This is a genomic window from Variovorax sp. GW821-FHT10C12 (assembly GCF_059415405.1).
The window spans coordinates 132,424-149,564 of sequence record NZ_JBWKNE010000010.1; the positions used below are offsets into that span (position 1 = coordinate 132,424).

Here is a 17,141-nt window from a genome sequence, read left to right on the forward strand (position 1 = left end):
AGACAACCCCATGAAAAACCGCAGACAGATGCTCACGCAGTCCGCCGCCCTCGCAGGCCTGGCGGCCACCGCCGGCTGGCTCCCCGCCACCGCCCTCGCGTATTCGAAAGACGCCTTCGACGCCAAGAGCGTGGCCGACGCGCTCAAGGCCGTCGGTGTCACCGGCGCGCCCACCGAGAGCAAGGACGTCACCATCACCGGCCCTGACATCGCCGAGAACGGCGCCGTGGTGCCGCTCAGCGTGGCCACCGCCCTGCCCGGCGTGAAGCAGCTCATGCTGCTGGTCGAGAAGAACCCCAACGCCGTGGTCGCGATCTTCAACACCTCGGAGTTCGTCGAGTCGAACTTCACCACGCGCGCCAAGCTGGGCCAGTCGTCCGACGTGTACGCGATCGCGGTCATGAACGACGGCAAGGCGCTCTTCGCCAAGAAGGAAGTCAAGGTCACGCTCGGCGGCTGCGGCGGCTGAGCGACGGGCTTCACACACAGAACACGACGAGAAGAAGGAGACCACCATGGCAGATCCCATGCGCATCCGCGCCCAGGCCGCGGGCGACAAGACGACCGTGCGCATCCTCATGGCGCACGAAATGGAAACCGGCCAGCGCAAGGACGCCGCCGGCAAGACCATCCCCGCCTGGTTCATCCAGGAGGTCACGGCCTCGCTCAACGGCAAGACCGTGCTCACGGCCGACTGGGGCCCGGCGGTGTCGAAGAACCCCTTCATGCAGTTCACGCTGAAGGGTGCGAAGGCCGGCGACAAGATCGCCGTGACCTGGAAGGACAACCGCGGCGACACCCGCACCGACGAAGCCACCGTCAGCTGACGCTTTCTTCGCCCACGCGGGCGCTCGCTCGCGTGTTGTGTTCCCCACGAGAAAAAAAGGCGGCCCCATGAGGACAACCACATGCCTGAGCCTGCTGGTGCTGGCCGGCAGCATCGCACTGCCCGCCGCGGCGCAGAAGACCACGGCCGAAGGCATCGCCGAGTACCGCGCGCTGCTGCAGGACGGCAACCCCGCCGAACTGTTCGAGGCCAAGGGCGAAGACCTCTGGAAACAGAAGCGCGGCCCCAAGGCCGCGTCGATGGAGAAGTGCGACCTCGGCAAGGGCCCGGGCGTGGTGAAGGGCGCGTTCGCCGAACTGCCGCGCTACTTTCCCGACACCGGCCGCGTGCAGGACATGGAATCGCGCCTGCTCACCTGCATGGAAACCTTGCAGGGCTTCGACGCCGCCGCCATCGCGAGGACGCCGTTCGGCCAGGGCGAGCAGAAGAACCTCGAGGGGCTGGTGGCATGGATCTCGGCCGAATCGAAAGGCCTGCCGCTGAACCTGCCGCAGTCGCACGCGAGCGAACGTCGTGCGTACGAAGTGGGCAAGCGCCTGTTCTTCCTGCGCGCCGGCCCGCACGACTTTGCCTGCGCCACCTGCCACGGCGCCGACGGCAAGCGCATCCGTTTGCAAGACCTGCCCAACCTCACGAAGAACCCCGGCGCCGGCGAAGGCTTCGGCGCCTGGCCGGCGTACCGCGTGTCGTCCGGCGAGCTGTGGGGCATGCAGCGCCGGCTCAACGACTGCTTCCGCCAGCAGCGCTTTCCGTACCCGGGCTACGCCAGCGACGTGACCGTGGCACTGGCCGTGTACATGGGCGTCAACGGCAAGGGCGGCAAGACCACCGCACCGGCCATCAAGCGCTGAAGGAGCCACGCCATGAAGACTGATCATTTCTTCGGCCTGGCCGCCGTGGCCTGCGCGCTCACCGTGTTCGGCTGCGCGTCCGTCGACAGCGCCGCCGAGCTCGACAAGCTCACCGCCGACGCGCTGCAGCGCTCCTTCCGCGACCAGGGCATCGCCAAGGTCGACCGCCTCGTGCAAGACCCGGCCAACCTCGCGTGCAGCGAGGCCGAGGCCAGCGGCAAGCCGCTGGACGAGCAGCGCACCAAGGAGATCGAGGCCGCGAACATGAAGACCGTGCGCTGGCCTTCCGATGGCAAGTTCGTCGGCGACTGGCGCGAGGGCGAGAAGATCGCGCAGAACGGCCGCGGCCTCACCTGGACCGACGCGGCCAACGCCGCCAACGGCGGCAATTGCTACAACTGCCACCAGATGTCGAAGGAAGAAATCTCCTTCGGCACGCTCGGCCCGAGCCTGTACCACTACGGCAAGCTGCGCGGCGTGAGCGACCCGGCCAGCGCTGCGTCCAAGCCCATCGTCGAATACACCTGGGGCAAGCTGTGGAACGCGCGCGCCTACAACGCCTGCTCGAACATGCCGCGCGTCGGCCATTCCGGCATCCTCAACGAGAAGCAGATCCGCGACGTGATGGGCTTGCTGCTCGACCCCCAGTCTCCCGTCAACCGCTGAACGCCCGGCTTCTTCCTTCATGAACCTTTCCAAGCGCGAGTTCGTCCAGATGCTCGGTGCCGGCGCTGTCGCCGGCCTGGGCCTGGGCCGCCACGGCAGCAGCATGGCCGCCGGCCTCGACGGCATGTACACCGTGCCGGCCTTCGGCAACGTGTCGATGCTGCACATGACCGACTGCCACGCGCAGCTCAAGCCGCTGTACTTCCGCGAGCCGGGCGTCAACATCGGCGTAGGAAACATGCGCGGCAAGGTGCCGCACCTCGTGGGCGAGCATTTGCTCAAGGCCGCCGGCGTGAAGCCCGGCACGCGCATGGCGCACGCGCTCACCTACCTCGACTTCGACAAGGCCGCGCAGCGCTACGGCAAGGTCGGCGGCTTCGCGCACCTGGCCACGCTGGTCAAGCAGCTCAAGGCCAGCCGCCCCGGCGCGCTGCTGCTCGACGGCGGCGACACCTGGCAGGGCTCGGCCACCTCGCTGTGGACCGACGCGCAGGACATGGTCGACGCCTGCAAGCTGCTCGGCGTCGACGTGATGACCGGGCACTGGGAGTTCACCTACGGCATGGCGCGGGTGCAGCAGATCATCGAGAAAGACTTTGCGGGCAAGGTCGAGTTCGTGGCGCAGAACGTCAAGACCGCCGACTTCGGCGACCCGGTGTTCAAGCCCTACGTGATGCGCGAGATCAACGGCGTGCCCTGCGCCATCATCGGCCAGGCCTTTCCGTACACGCCCATCGCCAACCCGCGCTACATGGTGGCCGACTGGACCTTCGGCATCCAGGACGACAACCTGCAGCGCGTGGTGAACGAGGCGCGCGGCAAGGGCGCGCAGGTGGTGGTGGTGTTGTCGCACAACGGCATGGACGTCGACCTCAAGATGGCCAGCCGCGTCACCGGCATCGACGCCATCCTGGGCGGCCACACGCACGACGGCACGCCCATGCCCACGCTGGTGAGCAACGCGGGCGGCAAGACCATCGTGGTCAACGGCGGTTCCAACGGCAAGTTCCTCGGTGTGATCGACTTCGACGTCAAGGGCAAGAAGGTGAGCGACTTCCGCTACCGCCTGCTGCCCGTGTTCTCCGACCTGATTCCGGCCGACAAGGAGATGGACGCGCTCATCACCCGCGTGCGCGCGCCCTACGAAGCCAAGCTGTCCGAAACCCTCGCGCACACCGACGGCGCGCTGTACCGGCGCGGCAACTTCAACGGCACCGGCGACCAGCTGCTGCTCGACGCGCTCATGGAGGTGCAGGACGCGCCCATCGCCTTCTCGCCCGGCTTCCGCTGGGGCACCTCGCTGCTGCCCGGCCAGGCGATCACGCGCGAGTGGCTGATGGACATGACGGCCACCACGTACTCGTACGCCACCGTCACGCAGATGACCGGCGAGACGCTCAAGACCGTGCTCGAAGACGTGTGCGACAACCTCTTCAACCCCGACCCCTACTACCAGCAGGGCGGCGACATGGTGCGCGTGGGCGGGCTGCAGTACACCTGCGACCCGACCGCCGCCATGGGCCAGCGCATCCAGGACATGCGCCTGGGCGGCAAGCCCATCGATGCCAGCCGCAGCTACAAGGTCGCGGGCTGGGCGCCCGTGAGCGAAGAGGCGCGCACCGCCGGCAACAAGCCGGTGTGGGAAGTCATCGAGCCGTGGCTGAAGTCGCGCAAGGTGGTGACCACGCGCCGGCTCGACGAACCCGTGCTGAAGAACATCGCGCCGAACCCCGGACTGGCCTGAATTGAGCCCCCGCGCGCGCGAGGGCGCTCCCTAGAATCGGGGCATGTCCATCGCGCAGCTTTCCCTTCTCACCACGCTCGCGCTCGTGGCGGCCTTCGTGCTGTCGGCGGTGTTCGGCGCCGTCGCGCGCGCCACGCGCTTTTGCACCATGGGCGCGATCAGCGACGTGGTGGCGCTGGGCGACTGGACCCGCGTGAAGCAGTGGGCCGCGGCCGGTGGCGTCGCGCTCATCGGCTTCTCGGCGCTCGTGTTCGCGGGGCTTGTCGATGCCGACCGCACCCTGTATGCCTCGCACCAGATCCTCTGGCTCGCCGCGCTGGTCGGCGGCCTGCTGTTCGGCGTGGGCATGGTGCTGTCTTCGGGCTGCGGCAACAAGACGCTGGTGCGCCTGGGCGGCGGCAACCTCAAGGCGCTGGTGGTGCTGGTGCTCATGGGCGTGTCGGCCTTCGCCACGCTGAAGGGCATCACCGCGGTGCTGCGCGTCGCGACCGTCGATGCGGTGCACATCGACCTGGCGATGAATGCGTCGCTGCCCGATGTGCTGGCCGCGTCTTTCCAAATGAACGCGGCCTCGCTGCGTCTCGCGCTCGGCCTCGTGCTGGGCGGCGCGCTGCTCGTGTGGGCCGCATGGGGCCGCGAGACGCGCGACGTGCGCAGCCTCGTCGGCGGCATGCTGATCGGCGCGCTGGTCGTCGGTGCGTGGTGGCTCAGCGGCCACTGGGCGGTGGTCGAGGAGCATCCGCTCACGCTCGAGCACGTGTTCCTCGCCACCAACTCCGGCCGCGCCGAAGCGCTGAGCTTCGTCACGCCGGTGGCCTACGCGCTCGACTGGCTCATGTTCTACAGCGACGTCAACAAGCGGCTCACGCTGGGCATCGTGTCGGTCGCCGGCGTGGTGGTGGGCGCCGCGCTGCATGCGCTGTGGTCGCGCGAATTTCGCTGGGAAGGCTTCGCCGGCACCGGCGATCTCGCGCACCACGCGACGGGTGCCGTGCTCATGGGCATCGGCGGCGTCACGGCCATGGGCTGCACCATCGGGCAGGGCCTGAGTGCGTTGTCGACGCTGAGCATCGCGAGCCTGCCGGCCATCGCGGGCATCGTGATCGGTGCGGTGGTAAGCCTGAAGTACCAAGCCTGGCAGCTCGAACGCACGCTCTGATTTTTCAGGGCATGCCTTGAAGCGAATCCTCACAATTTAGTTCGGTGCGCGGGACGTTTTTCGCGCGTTCGCGACGATCGGGCGCGGTGGCGCTGGCTATCATTTTCCGCACCTGTTGCCGCTGCGAACGATGGCCTTCATCGACGGGCGCGGCACCGAACAACCACAACCGAGGGAGAGCGCCATGACTGCGCACAACAACCGATCGGCGCGCACGCGCCTGTTTGCCTTGAGCCTTTGCTTCTGCGCCGTGCTCGCGGCCTGCAAGGAAGACAACAAGCCGACGCCGGCGGCGGCCTCGCCATCGCCGTCCGCATCGGGCAAGACCCAGCCCGCCAAGGACCCGGCCCGCGTGCAGGCCGCGGCCCGCACCACCTACAGCCAGGGCTACAACCGCCTCATCGACGACAACCGCAGCGTGGGTGCCAAGTACAAGAGCTACGTGCAGATGAACGTGAACGGCAAGTCGCCGAGCGGGAACTCGTTCTATGGCAGCCCTTCCGATGTGCAGTCCATCGTGGACGACCTGAAGAAGGCACGCGCCGACGGCTCGGGCGACGCGGCGCTCGACGCGGCCGTCGACGGCGTGGTGGCCACGGGCGAGAAGCTCGTCGCCGTCTGGACGCCGATGGACCCGTACTACCGGTCCAAGAGCTTTCTCGAAGACAAGTGGGTCAAGGCCCGCGCGGCCGACGCCGACATGAACGCCGGCTTCAAGGGCCTGCTGGCCAGCATCGACAAACTGGGCAGCGAGCTGGACCGCGTGCAGGAGGCGTCGCGCACCGAACGCATGGCCAAGCTCAAGGCCGAGGGCGACATGCTCAACTACCACACGCTCGCCTCGATGGCGGTGGCCAAGAAGTTCGTCAACGGTCTCGACCAGATCGACGGCCTGAAGAACAAGGACGCCGTCGCCAAGGTCGATGCGGCGGCCAGCGAATTGCAGGCTTCGCTGGAAGAACTCTCCAAGGCGCTGGAAGAAGCCAAGGCCGCAGCCAAGGCCAAGGGGGAAGCAGGCAAGGCGCCCAACTACAACTACGAGTCGCTGCACGGCAGCCTGCTGAACATGATCGGCCAATGGCGCACGTTCAAGGACAGCAAGTTCCCGTCGACGTACAAGAACATCGTGAGCTACTACAACTCCGCCGTGGGTTCGTACAACCGCGGCTTCGGCCGCTGACCCGGGCCATGGGCACCGCGCGGGTTCTTTCGCGCGGCCGCGTCGCGGCCCTGGCGGTCGCGGCGCTTCTCGTTGCGACGGGGGTGGCGGGATGCGGCAGCGCCCGCGAGACGCAGCAGATTCCCGTCACCGCGTTCCGGAACTACGGCGCGTCGCCGCTGCAGCACACCTTCTACATCGGCTCCGACGCGCGCTTCCACCGCTTCCAATGGTCCAGCGGCAAGCAGGGCGGCACCTGGCTGATCGCGCGCGCCGAGATGGACATCGTCAACGAGAAATCAGTCGACGACCCGGACGTCGGCCGCGCCGGTTACTTCCTCAGCCAGCGTGACGACGGGCGGTGGATGGCGCACTGAGCCTGTCGCTCGCCCGAATCAGGGCACCACGTCCATGACCACCGGGTAGTAGATGTCATAGACCGGGCCTCCGTCTGGGGTGTAGCGGAACTGAACCTGTGCGCTGTAGTGTCCAGGCGGCAGGCATTGGTTGTTGTAGCAGGCCTGCACCTGCGTGCTCCAGCTGTAGCTCTTCGTCGCGTACCTGGGCAAGCCCGCTTCGTTGTAGAAGTAGTCATAGAGCCACAGGTTCGGCCCTGGGTACATGCTGGTGTCCACGTCGGGCGGTGTGTTCATCACCGTGCCCATGTAGCGCATCTTGTCGCTGGTGTTGCCCGGGAAGAAGACCGCGTTGTCCTGTGCGGGCGCCAGGGTGGGCGTTCCTTCCTTGACCACGAAGCGCGCTTCCGGTCTGGACAGGACGTAGGGCGCGCTGGAGGGGTTGGTCAGCACGCTCACTTCGAGCAGCCTGGACAGTTTCTGCCCGTCCGAGGTGATGGCGCTCACGCTGAAGCTGGCCTTGTACGACGAGGCGCTCGGCAGCAGCGCCGGCAGCGAGACCACGAGGTTCGGCGAGTCGTCGGCCGCCTTCTCGACCTTGAAGATGTCGGTCGACCCGATCGCCGGCGCAACGGCCCACGAGGTGGCGCCCTCGGGCAGCGTGACCGGAACGGTCACAGGCGCCACGGCGGCGCCGAAGGGGGTGACGAAGTCGACGTTCTTGCTGCCCAGGACCAGTCCGGTCTTGACGGTGATCGCATACGGAATCTGCGGATTCTCGACCCGGATTTCCGACTGGCATGCCGTGTCCAGGCAGGCCTTGATCGTCATGTTGCCCTTGTAGGTCTTGGGGCCGTCGGGTGCGATCTTGCCGGTCATGTTCAGCGAAGCCGACTGTGCCGCGGCATTGATGGCGATGGCGGGCTTCTCTTCGAACAGCGGATCGGGCATCACGACAAGGAGCACCAGCACCTTGCCGCTGAGCAGATTCACGTCGCCCGACAGCGTGCCCGACACCAGGACGCTCGGGACCATCTGCCCTTCGTAGACCGTCTTGTCGATGCTGGCCGGCTGGTTGATGCGGATGGACAGGCCGTTGACATAGTTCACAGGGGGTGCGACGGGCGCGATGCCGATCGGAAAACCACCACCACCGCCTCCTCCTCCACCACCACAAGCGGCGATCACCAGGGACGCAAGGCCGGCCGCAGCCGCCTGAAAGACACGCTTCAGTTTCATCTCTTCCTCTCAGTGGTTTTCACTTTTTTGCGGGCCCGATTGATCGCTCTTTCGGTCCGCACCCTCTTTGGTTGGCGCTGGCTTCCGGCGCGCTTGTTTTGAGAGATTGTTGTCGATTCCACCTGGCGGCGGCAAACAACCTGACAGGCGCCACCGATCGCGCTGTCTTGGCAGACATGCACCCGACCCGATCGGCAGATAGCATGCGCGTTCATCCCCACCAACTTCGCCCCCGCATGACCCTCTCGACGAGAAACCTGAAGGCGCTTCCAGACATTCCGACGTTGAAGCGACTGACCCAGTCTCTTGCAATGCTCGACGCCATGCTCTCGCCGGAGTGGGAGTACCGGTACTACGCGTTCAACGCCGCGTGGTCGGATGAGGCGGCGATGGCATCGATGCGCAATGGTTCGGGCGATCATTGGTTTGCCATCTTCTGCCAGGCCGGCGCCGCGCTCCACGGGCTTGCGCACGAGGCTCCGGCATTCCGGCCGGGGACGCCATGGCCCGGAATCTTCGAACGGCTGCCGGCGGAGTTCCACACCAACCTGCTGGAAGAGCCGGCGTTCACAACCAGCGACAGCACCTTCTGTCTCTGGCGCCTGAGCAATGAAGAACGCTGGACTTGCGGACCGGTCGAGCTTCCGCCGGGGGAGGATCCGGATGGCTCCGCCGAGCTGCTTGGCATCCTCGCCGGCCGGCCCGAGCAGTACGTCGAATTCGCGACCGACTACTACGAATGCGACCTCGACCTGGGCGATGTCGAGGCGATCTATCGGCATCAACCGCTCAGCGACGCGCTGGTCCGGCGATTCAATCCCGACCTCGACATAGCATCGCTCGAAAATGACATCGCCGAGATCGGGTATCCCCGGCAGGTGGACTGACAGGGCCGCGCCATCGGCAACAGCCTCGGCTGTTTGAATGGGCCCGGCCCCTTGCTGGAGCTCGCCGAGACATTCGACGCGACGCACCCGGCGGGCCTCATCCTCTGCGTTGCCCGCGTTTTTACGCTTTCTTTACGGCCCCCCACTCACTCTTTCCCCCGGTTTTACGCACGCCTGCCGAGACTCCTTTCATCTTGTTTGCAGGAGTGATGAATGGACATCGTCTGGATGGGCGCCTTGCTGGCGCTGTGGGTCGTGGTGGCGGCCATGGTCGTCGGGTTGAACCGGCTCGAAGGACCGCACAAGCCGCACGCGGGCGTTGATACGACACGCACGCCGGGGGATGCATCGTGATCGGCCTCGAAGTCCTGTACGGCTTTGGCGCGCTGGTCGCCGTGGTCCTGTTCGCGTACCTGGTGTTCGCGCTGATCTGCGCCGAGGAGTTCTGACATGGAAACCTCGGCCTGGGTCTTGCTGGCCCTTTTTCTCGGTGCCCTGCTCGTGCTGGCCTGGCCGCTGGGCAAGCTGCTGGCCGCGCTGTGCGCCGAGCGCGTGCCGCGCTGGATGCAGCGCGTCGAAGCACCGTTGTACCGCCTCGCGGGCACGCAGCCCGAGCAGTCGATGCACTGGCTGCGCTACGCGCTGGCGCTGCTGGCGTTCAACGCCATCGGTGCGATCTTTCTCTATGCCCTGCAGCGCCTGCAGGGCGGGCTGCCGTTCAACCCGGCCGGCATGGGCGCGGTGTCGCCCGACTCGGCCTTCAACACGGCGGTGAGCTTCGTCGCCAACACCAACTGGCAGGGCTACGGCGGCGAGTCGACCATGAGCTACCTCACGCAGATGCTCGGCCTGGCGGTGCAGAACTTCCTGTCCGCCGCCACCGGCATCGCGGTCGCCTTCGCGCTGGTGCGCGGCTTTGCGCGCCGGGGCGACGGCAAGGGCCTGGTCGGCAACTTCTGGGCCGACGTGACGCGCGTCACGCTGTGGGTGCTGCTGCCGATCTCGTTCGTGCTCGCGCTGTGCCTGGCGGGGCAGGGCGTGATCCAGAACTTCGACGCCTACAAGAGCGTGCAGACGGTCGAAGCCACGGCCTTCCAGCAACCGAAGAACGGTCCCGACGGCCAGCCGCTGAAGGACGACAAGGGCGCCCCGGTGATGGAAGACGCCACCACTCAAACGCAGACGCTGGCCATGGGCCCGGTCGCTTCGCAGGAAGCGATCAAGATGCTCGGCACCAACGGCGGTGGCTTCTTCAACGCCAACTCGGCGCACCCCTACGAGAACCCGACGGCGTTCAGCAACCTGCTGGAGATGCTGGCGATCTTCCTGATCCCGGCGGCGCTGTGCTTCGCCTTCGGTCGCGTGGTCGGCGACCTGCGCCAGGGCTGGGCCGTGCTCGCGGCGATGACGGTGCTGTTCGTGGTGGCGGTGCTGGCCGTCACGCCCGCCGAGCAGGCCGGCAACCCGCTGCTGGGTCCGCTGGGCGTGGACCAGGTGGCCAGCGCGCTGCAAAGCGGCGGCAACATGGAAGGCAAGGAAGTGCGCTTCGGCATCGACGCCTCGGCCCTCTTCGCCGCCGTGACCACCGCCGCCTCGTGCGGCGCGGTGAATGCCATGCACGACTCGCTCACGCCTATCGGCGGCATGGTGCCCATGGTGCTGATGCAGCTGGGCGAGGTCGTCTTCGGCGGCGTCGGCAGCGGCCTGTACGGCATGTTGGTGTTCGCCATGCTCGCGGTGTTCATCGCGGGCCTGATGATCGGGCGCACGCCCGAGTACCTCGGCAAGAAGATCGAGGTGCGCGAGATGAAGCTGATCTCCATCGCCATCCTAGTCACGCCGGTGCTGGTGCTGGCGGGCACGGCGCTGGCGGTGAGCGCGGGTGCGGGCAAGGTCGGCATCGCCAACCCCGGCGCGCACGGCTTCTCCGAGGTGCTGTACGCGCTGACCTCGGCCGCCAACAACAACGGCAGCGCCTTCGCGGGCCTGTCGGCCAACACACCGTTCTACAACGGCCTGCTCGGCCTGGCGATGTGGCTCGGGCGCTTCGCGATGATCGTGCCGGTGCTCGCCATTGCCGGCGCGCTGGCCGCCAAGAAGCGCCTGCCCGTCACCAGCGGCACGCTGCCCACGCACGGCCCGCTGTTCGTCTTCCTGCTGATCGGCACCGTGCTGCTGGTCGGCCTGCTCAACTACGTGCCGGCACTGGCCCTCGGGCCGATCGTCGAACACCTCGTGCTCTGGAAATAAGAAGGAGCGCACCATGACTGTCAAAACCAAAACCTCTCTTTCGCTGTTCGATGCAGCACTGGTCAAGCCCGCGCTGTGGGGCGCCTTCGCCAAGCTGAACCCGCGCACCCAGTGGCGCAACCCGGTGATGTTCATCGTCTACATCGGGAGCATCCTGACGACGCTGCTGTGGGTGCATGCACTGAGCTTTCCGGGCGACACCGGCATGCAGCCCGCCTTCGTGCTGGCCGTGACCATCTGGCTGTGGTTCACCGTGCTGTTCGCCAACTTCGCCGAAGCATTGGCCGAAGGCCGCAGCAAGGCGCAGGCGGCCTCGCTGCGCGGCCTGCGCAAGGACACCTGGGCCAAGAAGCTGAAGGACCAGCAGCAGCCGCACCACGGTGCGCCGTGGCTGCCCGAGCAGGCACCCAACCTGCGCAAGGGCGACGTCGTGCTGGTCGAAGCCGGCGATGTGATCCCGCTCGACGGCGAGGTGATCGAAGGCGTGGCCTCGGTCGACGAAAGCGCCATCACCGGCGAATCGGCGCCCGTGGTGCGCGAGTCGGGCGGCGACTTCTCGGCCGTCACCGGCGGCACCCGCGTGCTGTCCGACTGGCTGGTGGTGCGCATCTCGGTGAACCCCGGCGAGTCGTTCCTGGACCGCATGATCGGCATGGTCGAGGCGGCCAAGCGGCACAAGACACCGAACGAGATCGCGCTGACCATCCTGCTGGTCGCGCTCACCATCGTGTTCCTCATGGTCACCGTCACGCTGCTGCCGTTCTCGGTGTTCAGCGTCGAGGCCGCAGGGGCGGGCACCGTGGTGTCGCTCACCGCGCTGGTCGCGCTGCTCGTGTGCCTGATCCCGACCACCATCGGCGGCCTGCTCTCGGCCGTGGGCGTGGCCGGCATGAGCCGCATGATGCAGGCCAACGTGATCGCCACCTCGGGCCGCGCGGTGGAAGCCGCCGGCGACGTCGACGTGCTGCTGCTGGACAAGACCGGCACCATCACGCACGGCAACCGCCAGGCCAGCGCCTTCCTGCCCGCGCCCGGCGTGCCCAAGGGCCGCCTCGCACGCGCCGCCATGCTCGCCTCGCTGGCCGACGAAACGCCCGAAGGCCGCAGCATCGTCGAGCTCGCACGCCGCGACGGCCTGGAAGCCGCCTCCGTCGACGTGCTGCGCTACGTGCCCTTCACCGCGCAGACCCGCATGAGCGGCGTCGACCTGCCGGCCGCGCCCAACAGCCTGGACACCGATGCCATCGTGCTGCGCAAGGGCGCGGTCGATGCGGTGCGCCGCCATGTCGAATCGTTCGGCGGCACCATGCCGGCCGAGATGTTGCGCGCCGCCGAAGAAACGGCACGCCGCGGCAGCACGCCGCTGGCCGTGGCCGAAGGCAACCGCGTGCTCGGCGTGGTCGAGCTCAAGGACATCGTCAAGACCGGCATCCGCGACCGCTTTGCCGAGCTGCGCCGCATGGGCATCAAGACCGTGATGATCACGGGCGACAACAAGCTCACGGCCGCCGCCATCGCGGCCGAGGCCGGCGTGGACGACTTCCTGGCCGAGGCCACGCCCGAAGACAAGCTCGCGCTGATCCGCAAGTACCAGGCCGAAGGCCGGCTGGTCGCGATGACCGGCGACGGCACCAACGACGCCCCCGCGCTCGCGCAGGCCGACGTGGCCGTGGCCATGGGCAGCGGCACGCAGGCCGCGAAGGAGGCCGGCAACATGGTCGACCTCGACTCCAACCCGACCAAGCTGCTCGAGGTGGTGGAGACCGGCAAGGCGCTGCTCATGACGCGCGGCTCGCTCACCACCTTCTCGATCGCGAACGACGTGGCGAAGTACTTCGCGATCATTCCGGCGATCTTCGTGTCGACCTACCCGCAGCTCGGCGCGCTCAACGTGATGCGCCTGGCCAGCCCGTCGTCGGCCATTTTGTCGGCGGTGATCTTCAACGCGCTCGTCATCGTGTTCCTGATTCCGCTGGCGCTCAAGGGTGTGCGCTACCGGCCGGTGGGCGCCGCCGCGCTGCTGCGCCGCAACCTCGCCATCTACGGCCTGGGCGGCTTGCTCGTTCCCTTCATCGGCATCAAGTTGATCGACTGGCTGCTGGTCGCAGTCCATCTGGTCTGAGGAGTTCTTCACCATGAAAAACAACAACGGCAGCATCGTCCGTCCCGCGCTCGTGCTCTTCGCGCTGCTGAGCGCATTCACCGGCCTGCTCTACCCGGCGGCCGTCACCGGCGCCGCGCAGGCGCTGTTCCCCGCGCAGGCGGCGGGCAGCCTGGTGATGCGCGACGGCAAGCCCGTCGGCTCCGCGCTCATCGGCCAGAACTTCAGCGACCCGAAGCACTTCTGGGGCCGCCCGTCGGCCACCGCGCCGCAGCCCTACAACGCGAGCGCCTCGGGCGGTTCCAACCAGGGCCCGCTGAACCCCGCGCTGGCCGATGCGGTGAAGGCACGCGTCGAAGCGCTGCGCGCGGCCGACCCGGGCAACACCGCGCCGGTGCCGGTGGACCTCGTCACGGCCTCGGCCAGCGGGCTCGACCCCGACATCAGCCCCGCCGCCGCGCATTACCAGGCCGCCCGCGTGGCGCGCGAGCGCGGCGTGCCGATCGATCAGGTGAACGCGTTGATCGCGAAGAACACCCAGTCGCCGTTGTGGGGCGTGCTGGGCGAATCGCGCGTCAACGTGCTGGCGCTGAACCTGGCGCTCGATGCTTCTTCGACGGTGCGTTGAGGAGAAAGACATCCATGGCCTATGCCGCCTACCGTGAACATCCTGTCGCCGTCGTGCGAAGTCCGATCGCGCCGCGCACGACGCAGTTCCATGTCCTCGACGTCACCGTCTGCTGCGCCGACGCGCTGCGCGTGCGCCGCAGCATCGCTGCCTGCGCCGAGGCCGGCGTGGTGCGCTGCGAGCCGCTGCTGCATGCCTGCAGCTCGCAGGAGAGCGACGCGCCCTGCGTGCGCCTGATGATCCGTTTCCCGACCGCGCGCTATGCCGAGGTGCTGCACCGCCTGATCGAGTGCGTGCCCTCGGGCGAGATCGGCCGGCTCATGAGCTGGCGCGATCACCTCGCGCGCTGCGGGCTGCGCCATGGTCACTGACCTGCTGCACGCGCTGCTGGCCATGGCGGCACTGTTCGTGCCGCTGGTCTTCGCCTGGTGGGTGCTATCACGCACTGCGCGCCGGCATGAACGGCGACGCAAGAGCGGACCAATGCGATAACCTGCACCCCCTCATGCCCGAGACCCGCCCCGACCCCGACGCCCTGCTCGCGCAACTGCGCAGCGACGAGGCGCGCGCGCTGCGCGGCAAGCTGCGCATCTACTTCGGTGCCAGCGCCGGTGTCGGCAAGACCTGGGCCATGCTCAGCGCCGCCCGGCGCGAGCGCGAGGCCGGGCGCGACGTGCTCATCGGCGTGGTCGAAACCCATGGCCGCAGCGAGACCGCCGCGCTGCTTACAGGGCTCGACACGCTGCCGTTGCGCGAGCTGCCCTACCGCGGCCGCACGCTCGCCGAGTTCGATCTCGATGCCGCCCTGGCGCGCAAGCCCGCCGTGCTGCTGGTCGACGAACTGGCCCACACCAACGCGCCCGGCTCGCGCCACGCCAAGCGCTGGCAGGACGTGCAGGAGCTGCTGGCCGCCGGCATCGAGGTGTGGTCGGCACTCAACGTGCAGCACCTGGAAAGCCTCAACGGCACCGTCGGCGCCATCACCGGCGTGCGCGTTCACGAGACCGTGCCCGACACCGTGCTCGACGAGGCCGACGAGGTGGTGCTGGTCGACGTCACGCCCGACGAACTCACGGCGCGGCTCGCGGCCGGCAAGGTCTACCTGCCGCAACAGGCCGAGCGCGCCGCACAGAACTTCTTCCGCAAGGGCAACCTGATCGCGCTGCGCGAGATCGCCCTGCGCCGCACCGCCGAGCACGTGGAAGACGACGTGCGCGGCTGGCGCGTCGAACAGTCGGGCCCCGGCGGCAACGGGCAGGGCGGCGCCGCGCTGCAGGCCTGGAACACCTCGGGCGCGATCCTCGCCTGCGTCGGCCCGCACGAGGGCGCGGCGCAGACCGTGCGCACCGCCGCGCGGCTCGCGGGCCAGCTCAACGTGCGCTGGCATGCCGCGTATGTCGAGACACCGCGGCTGCAGCGCCTCGATGCCGCGCAGCGCGACCGCATCCTCGCCGTGCTCAAGCTGGCAGAGGAACTGGGTGCGGCCACGGCGGTGCTCACCGGCGCCGACGTGGCGGAGCAACTCTCCGAGCAGGCGCGGCGCCTCAATTGCGCGACGCTGGTCATCGGGCGATCGGAGCCCGTGCGCGGATGGCGGCGCGGGTGGGGCGCGTCCGCGGTGCCGCTGGCGCGCGCACTGGCGAAACAGGCGCCGGCACTCGACATCCTCGAGGTCGGCCGCGCCGACAGCGCACGTCGCCTGTCGCAGGCGCCGTTCGCGGCGACCCGTGCCGACGATGAGGACGACGAGCGCGCGCAGTCCCGCTGGCCCGGCTACGCCTGGGCGGCTGCCACCAGCATCGCGCTCACGCTGCTCTGTGCGCCGCTGGCCAATGTGCTGGAGCTGACCAACATCGTCATGCTGTTCCTGCTCGGCGTGGTGGGCGTGGCGATGTGCTTCGGGCGCGGGCCTTCGGCGCTTGCGGCCATGCTCAACGTGGCGGCCTTCGACTACTTCTTCGTCGCGCCGCGCCTGTCCTTCGCGGTCAGCGACGTGCAGTACCTGCTGACCTTCGCCGTGATGCTCGGCGTGGGCCTGCTGGTGGGCCAGCTCACGGCCGGGCTGCGCTTCGCGGCCGGCGTGTCGACCAGCCGCGAGCGCCGCGCGCGCTCGTTGTTCGAGCTCACGCGCGAACTCTCGGCCGCGCTCGAAAGCACCCAGGTCGTCGCGCTCGGCGCCGCCGCCGTGCAGGCCCATTTCGGCGGCCATGCGCGCGTGCTGGTCACCGACGCGGCCGACCAGCTCGTGCCCCCCGCCGACCCGCCGCCCGGCTTCGACGCGCAGGTGGCCGACTGGGCCTTCCGCCACGGCCAGCCCGCCGGCCTGGCCACCGCCACGCTCGCCGCCCAGCCCTGGCACTACGTGCCGCTGCGCGCGCCCATGCGCGTGCGCGGCGTGCTCGCGCTGTGCCCGGCCCGCCCGCGCTGGCTGCTGATTCCCGAGCAGGCGCAGCAGCTGGACACGCTCGCGCGCCAGATCGCCATCGCGCTGGAGCGCGTGCACTACGTCGAAGTCGCGCAGCGCGCCGTGGTCGAGATGGAGTCGGAGCGCCTGCGCAACGCGCTGCTCGGCGCCATCTCGCACGACGTGCGCACGCCGCTCACCGCGCTCATCGCGCTGGCCGAATCGCTGCAGACCCTGCCGACCGAAGAACACGGCGAGGCCGCGCGCGCCATCGTCGCGCAGGCCCACGCGCTGCATGCGCTGGTCAGCAACCTGCTCGACATGGCGCGCCTCGAAAGCGGTGTGGCCGGCGGCGCGGTCAACCTGCGGCGGGACTGGCAGTCGGTCGAAGAGGTGGTGGGCGCCGCCATCCGCGCCGCCCGCCCCGCGCTGCGCGGCATGACCGTGCAGACCGCGTGGGACCCTGAGCTGCCGCTGGTCGAGTTCGACGCCGTGCTCATCGAGCGCGTGCTCGTCAACCTGCTGGAGAACGCCGCCAAGTACGGCGCCGCACCCATCGAGGTGGGCGCACGCGCCGAGCCCGGCACGCTGGTGCTCACCGTGCGCGACCACGGCCCCGGCCTGCCCGCCGCGCTGCAGGGCCGTGAGCAGACCCTGTTCGACAAGTTCACGCGCGGCGAGGCCGAATCCGCCACGCCCGGCGTCGGCCTCGGCCTGGCCATCTGCCGCGCCGTGGTGAGCGCGCACGGCGGCGAGATCAGCGCGGCGAATGCGCGCGATGGCGGTGCAGAATTCACCGTCACCTTGCCGCGCCGCGAGCCACCCGAACCCGCTGAAGCCCAGCTCTGAA

17 protein-coding genes are annotated in these 17,141 nt (G+C 68.5%); 16 read left to right on the forward strand and 1 reads right to left on the reverse strand.

What is annotated here, in order from left to right:
* Positions 1-10: 10 nt before the first annotated feature.
* The 8 genes from soxY (at position 11) to AC07OH_RS28895 (ending at position 6,803) form a co-directional block, all read left to right on the forward strand.
* Positions 11-469, forward strand: a complete 459-nt coding sequence (gene soxY, locus AC07OH_RS28860) for a thiosulfate oxidation carrier protein SoxY (RefSeq protein ID WP_056576806.1) — start codon at positions 11-13, stop codon at positions 467-469.
* A gap of 46 nt (positions 470-515) precedes the next feature.
* Positions 516-827 (forward strand): thiosulfate oxidation carrier complex protein SoxZ, encoded by a 312-nt coding sequence (gene soxZ, locus AC07OH_RS28865; protein ID WP_172438442.1) that lies wholly within the window; start codon positions 516-518, stop codon positions 825-827.
* A 67-nt stretch (positions 828-894) separates the two neighbouring features.
* A complete protein-coding gene (gene soxA, locus AC07OH_RS28870) occupies positions 895-1,698 on the forward strand; it encodes a sulfur oxidation c-type cytochrome SoxA (RefSeq protein ID WP_495302980.1) in 804 nt (267 codons plus the stop codon).
* A 12-nt stretch (positions 1,699-1,710) separates the two neighbouring features.
* Complete coding sequence (soxX, locus tag AC07OH_RS28875) at positions 1,711-2,364, forward strand: sulfur oxidation c-type cytochrome SoxX (protein ID WP_495302981.1); 654 nt, start codon at positions 1,711-1,713, stop codon at positions 2,362-2,364.
* Positions 2,365-2,383: 19 nt separating this feature from the next.
* Positions 2,384-4,108, forward strand: a complete 1,725-nt coding sequence (soxB, locus tag AC07OH_RS28880) for a thiosulfohydrolase SoxB (RefSeq protein WP_495302982.1) — start codon at positions 2,384-2,386, stop codon at positions 4,106-4,108.
* Positions 4,109-4,151: 43 nt separating this feature from the next.
* Positions 4,152-5,267: a YeeE/YedE family protein gene (locus AC07OH_RS28885; protein WP_495302983.1), complete on the forward strand. Its 1,116-nt coding sequence runs from the start codon at positions 4,152-4,154 to the stop codon at positions 5,265-5,267.
* A gap of 184 nt (positions 5,268-5,451) precedes the next feature.
* Positions 5,452-6,447: a DUF3829 domain-containing protein gene (locus AC07OH_RS28890; protein WP_070063017.1), complete on the forward strand. Its 996-nt coding sequence runs from the start codon at positions 5,452-5,454 to the stop codon at positions 6,445-6,447.
* A gap of 8 nt (positions 6,448-6,455) precedes the next feature.
* Positions 6,456-6,803, forward strand: a complete 348-nt coding sequence (locus AC07OH_RS28895) for a hypothetical protein (protein ID WP_495302984.1) — start codon at positions 6,456-6,458, stop codon at positions 6,801-6,803.
* Positions 6,804-6,821: 18 nt separating this feature from the next.
* On the opposite strand, the gene AC07OH_RS28900 is transcribed toward AC07OH_RS28895, so the two are convergent.
* The gene (locus AC07OH_RS28900) at positions 6,822-8,021 is read right to left on the reverse strand and encodes a hypothetical protein (RefSeq protein WP_495302985.1); all 1,200 of its coding nucleotides are present in this window, start codon (positions 8,019-8,021) and stop codon (positions 6,822-6,824) included.
* A gap of 236 nt (positions 8,022-8,257) precedes the next feature.
* On the opposite strand from AC07OH_RS28900, the gene AC07OH_RS28905 reads away from it, so the two are divergent.
* The 8 genes from AC07OH_RS28905 (at position 8,258) to AC07OH_RS28940 (ending at position 17,140) form a co-directional block, all read left to right on the forward strand.
* Positions 8,258-8,908, forward strand: coding sequence for a hypothetical protein (locus tag AC07OH_RS28905; RefSeq protein WP_495302986.1), 651 nt, complete (start codon positions 8,258-8,260; stop codon positions 8,906-8,908).
* A 213-nt stretch (positions 8,909-9,121) separates the two neighbouring features.
* Positions 9,122-9,262: a hypothetical protein gene (locus AC07OH_RS28910; protein ID WP_495302987.1), complete on the forward strand. Its 141-nt coding sequence runs from the start codon at positions 9,122-9,124 to the stop codon at positions 9,260-9,262.
* Positions 9,259-9,357 carry a K(+)-transporting ATPase subunit F gene (gene kdpF / locus AC07OH_RS28915; protein ID WP_056576794.1) on the forward strand — a complete coding sequence of 33 codons (99 nt, stop codon included), beginning with the start codon at positions 9,259-9,261 and terminating at the stop codon, positions 9,355-9,357. The genes AC07OH_RS28910 and kdpF overlap by 4 nt, the downstream gene beginning before the upstream one ends.
* A gap of 1 nt (position 9,358) precedes the next feature.
* Complete coding sequence (kdpA, locus tag AC07OH_RS28920; RefSeq protein WP_495302988.1) at positions 9,359-11,158, forward strand: potassium-transporting ATPase subunit KdpA; 1,800 nt, start codon at positions 9,359-9,361, stop codon at positions 11,156-11,158.
* A 13-nt stretch (positions 11,159-11,171) separates the two neighbouring features.
* Positions 11,172-13,280 carry a potassium-transporting ATPase subunit KdpB gene (gene kdpB / locus AC07OH_RS28925; protein WP_495302989.1) on the forward strand — a complete coding sequence of 703 codons (2,109 nt, stop codon included), beginning with the start codon at positions 11,172-11,174 and terminating at the stop codon, positions 13,278-13,280.
* 13 nt (positions 13,281-13,293) lie between these two features.
* Positions 13,294-13,887 carry a potassium-transporting ATPase subunit KdpC gene (kdpC, locus tag AC07OH_RS28930; RefSeq protein ID WP_159274790.1) on the forward strand — a complete coding sequence of 198 codons (594 nt, stop codon included), beginning with the start codon at positions 13,294-13,296 and terminating at the stop codon, positions 13,885-13,887.
* Positions 13,888-13,901: 14 nt separating this feature from the next.
* Complete coding sequence (locus tag AC07OH_RS28935; protein ID WP_062473825.1) at positions 13,902-14,258, forward strand: hypothetical protein; 357 nt, start codon at positions 13,902-13,904, stop codon at positions 14,256-14,258.
* Between the two features lie 134 nt (positions 14,259-14,392).
* Positions 14,393-17,140, forward strand: a complete 2,748-nt coding sequence (locus tag AC07OH_RS28940; protein WP_495302990.1) for a DUF4118 domain-containing protein — start codon at positions 14,393-14,395, stop codon at positions 17,138-17,140.
* The last annotated feature ends 1 nt before the right edge of the window (position 17,141 follow it).

What these genes read in the sequence shown, in the direction of transcription:
- soxY (WP_056576806.1), top strand. Translation starts at nt 11, where the DNA reads ATGAAAAACCGCAGACAGATGCTCACGCAGTCCGCCGCCCTCGCAGGC.
- soxZ (WP_172438442.1), top strand. Translation starts at nt 516, where the DNA reads ATGGCAGATCCCATGCGCATCCGCGCCCAGGCCGCGGGCGACAAGACG.
- soxA (WP_495302980.1), top strand. Translation starts at nt 895, where the DNA reads ATGAGGACAACCACATGCCTGAGCCTGCTGGTGCTGGCCGGCAGCATC.
- soxX (WP_495302981.1), top strand. Translation starts at nt 1,711, where the DNA reads ATGAAGACTGATCATTTCTTCGGCCTGGCCGCCGTGGCCTGCGCGCTC.
- soxB (WP_495302982.1), top strand. Translation starts at nt 2,384, where the DNA reads ATGAACCTTTCCAAGCGCGAGTTCGTCCAGATGCTCGGTGCCGGCGCT.
- AC07OH_RS28885 (WP_495302983.1), top strand. Translation starts at nt 4,152, where the DNA reads ATGTCCATCGCGCAGCTTTCCCTTCTCACCACGCTCGCGCTCGTGGCG.
- AC07OH_RS28890 (WP_070063017.1), top strand. Translation starts at nt 5,452, where the DNA reads ATGACTGCGCACAACAACCGATCGGCGCGCACGCGCCTGTTTGCCTTG.
- AC07OH_RS28895 (WP_495302984.1), top strand. Translation starts at nt 6,456, where the DNA reads ATGGGCACCGCGCGGGTTCTTTCGCGCGGCCGCGTCGCGGCCCTGGCG.
- AC07OH_RS28900 (WP_495302985.1), bottom strand. Translation starts at nt 8,021, where the DNA reads ATGAAACTGAAGCGTGTCTTTCAGGCGGCTGCGGCCGGCCTTGCGTCC.
- AC07OH_RS28905 (WP_495302986.1), top strand. Translation starts at nt 8,258, where the DNA reads ATGACCCTCTCGACGAGAAACCTGAAGGCGCTTCCAGACATTCCGACG.
- AC07OH_RS28910 (WP_495302987.1), top strand. Translation starts at nt 9,122, where the DNA reads ATGGACATCGTCTGGATGGGCGCCTTGCTGGCGCTGTGGGTCGTGGTG.
- kdpA (WP_495302988.1), top strand. Translation starts at nt 9,359, where the DNA reads ATGGAAACCTCGGCCTGGGTCTTGCTGGCCCTTTTTCTCGGTGCCCTG.
- kdpB (WP_495302989.1), top strand. Translation starts at nt 11,172, where the DNA reads ATGACTGTCAAAACCAAAACCTCTCTTTCGCTGTTCGATGCAGCACTG.
- kdpC (WP_159274790.1), top strand. Translation starts at nt 13,294, where the DNA reads ATGAAAAACAACAACGGCAGCATCGTCCGTCCCGCGCTCGTGCTCTTC.
- AC07OH_RS28935 (WP_062473825.1), top strand. Translation starts at nt 13,902, where the DNA reads ATGGCCTATGCCGCCTACCGTGAACATCCTGTCGCCGTCGTGCGAAGT.
- AC07OH_RS28940 (WP_495302990.1), top strand. Translation starts at nt 14,393, where the DNA reads ATGCCCGAGACCCGCCCCGACCCCGACGCCCTGCTCGCGCAACTGCGC.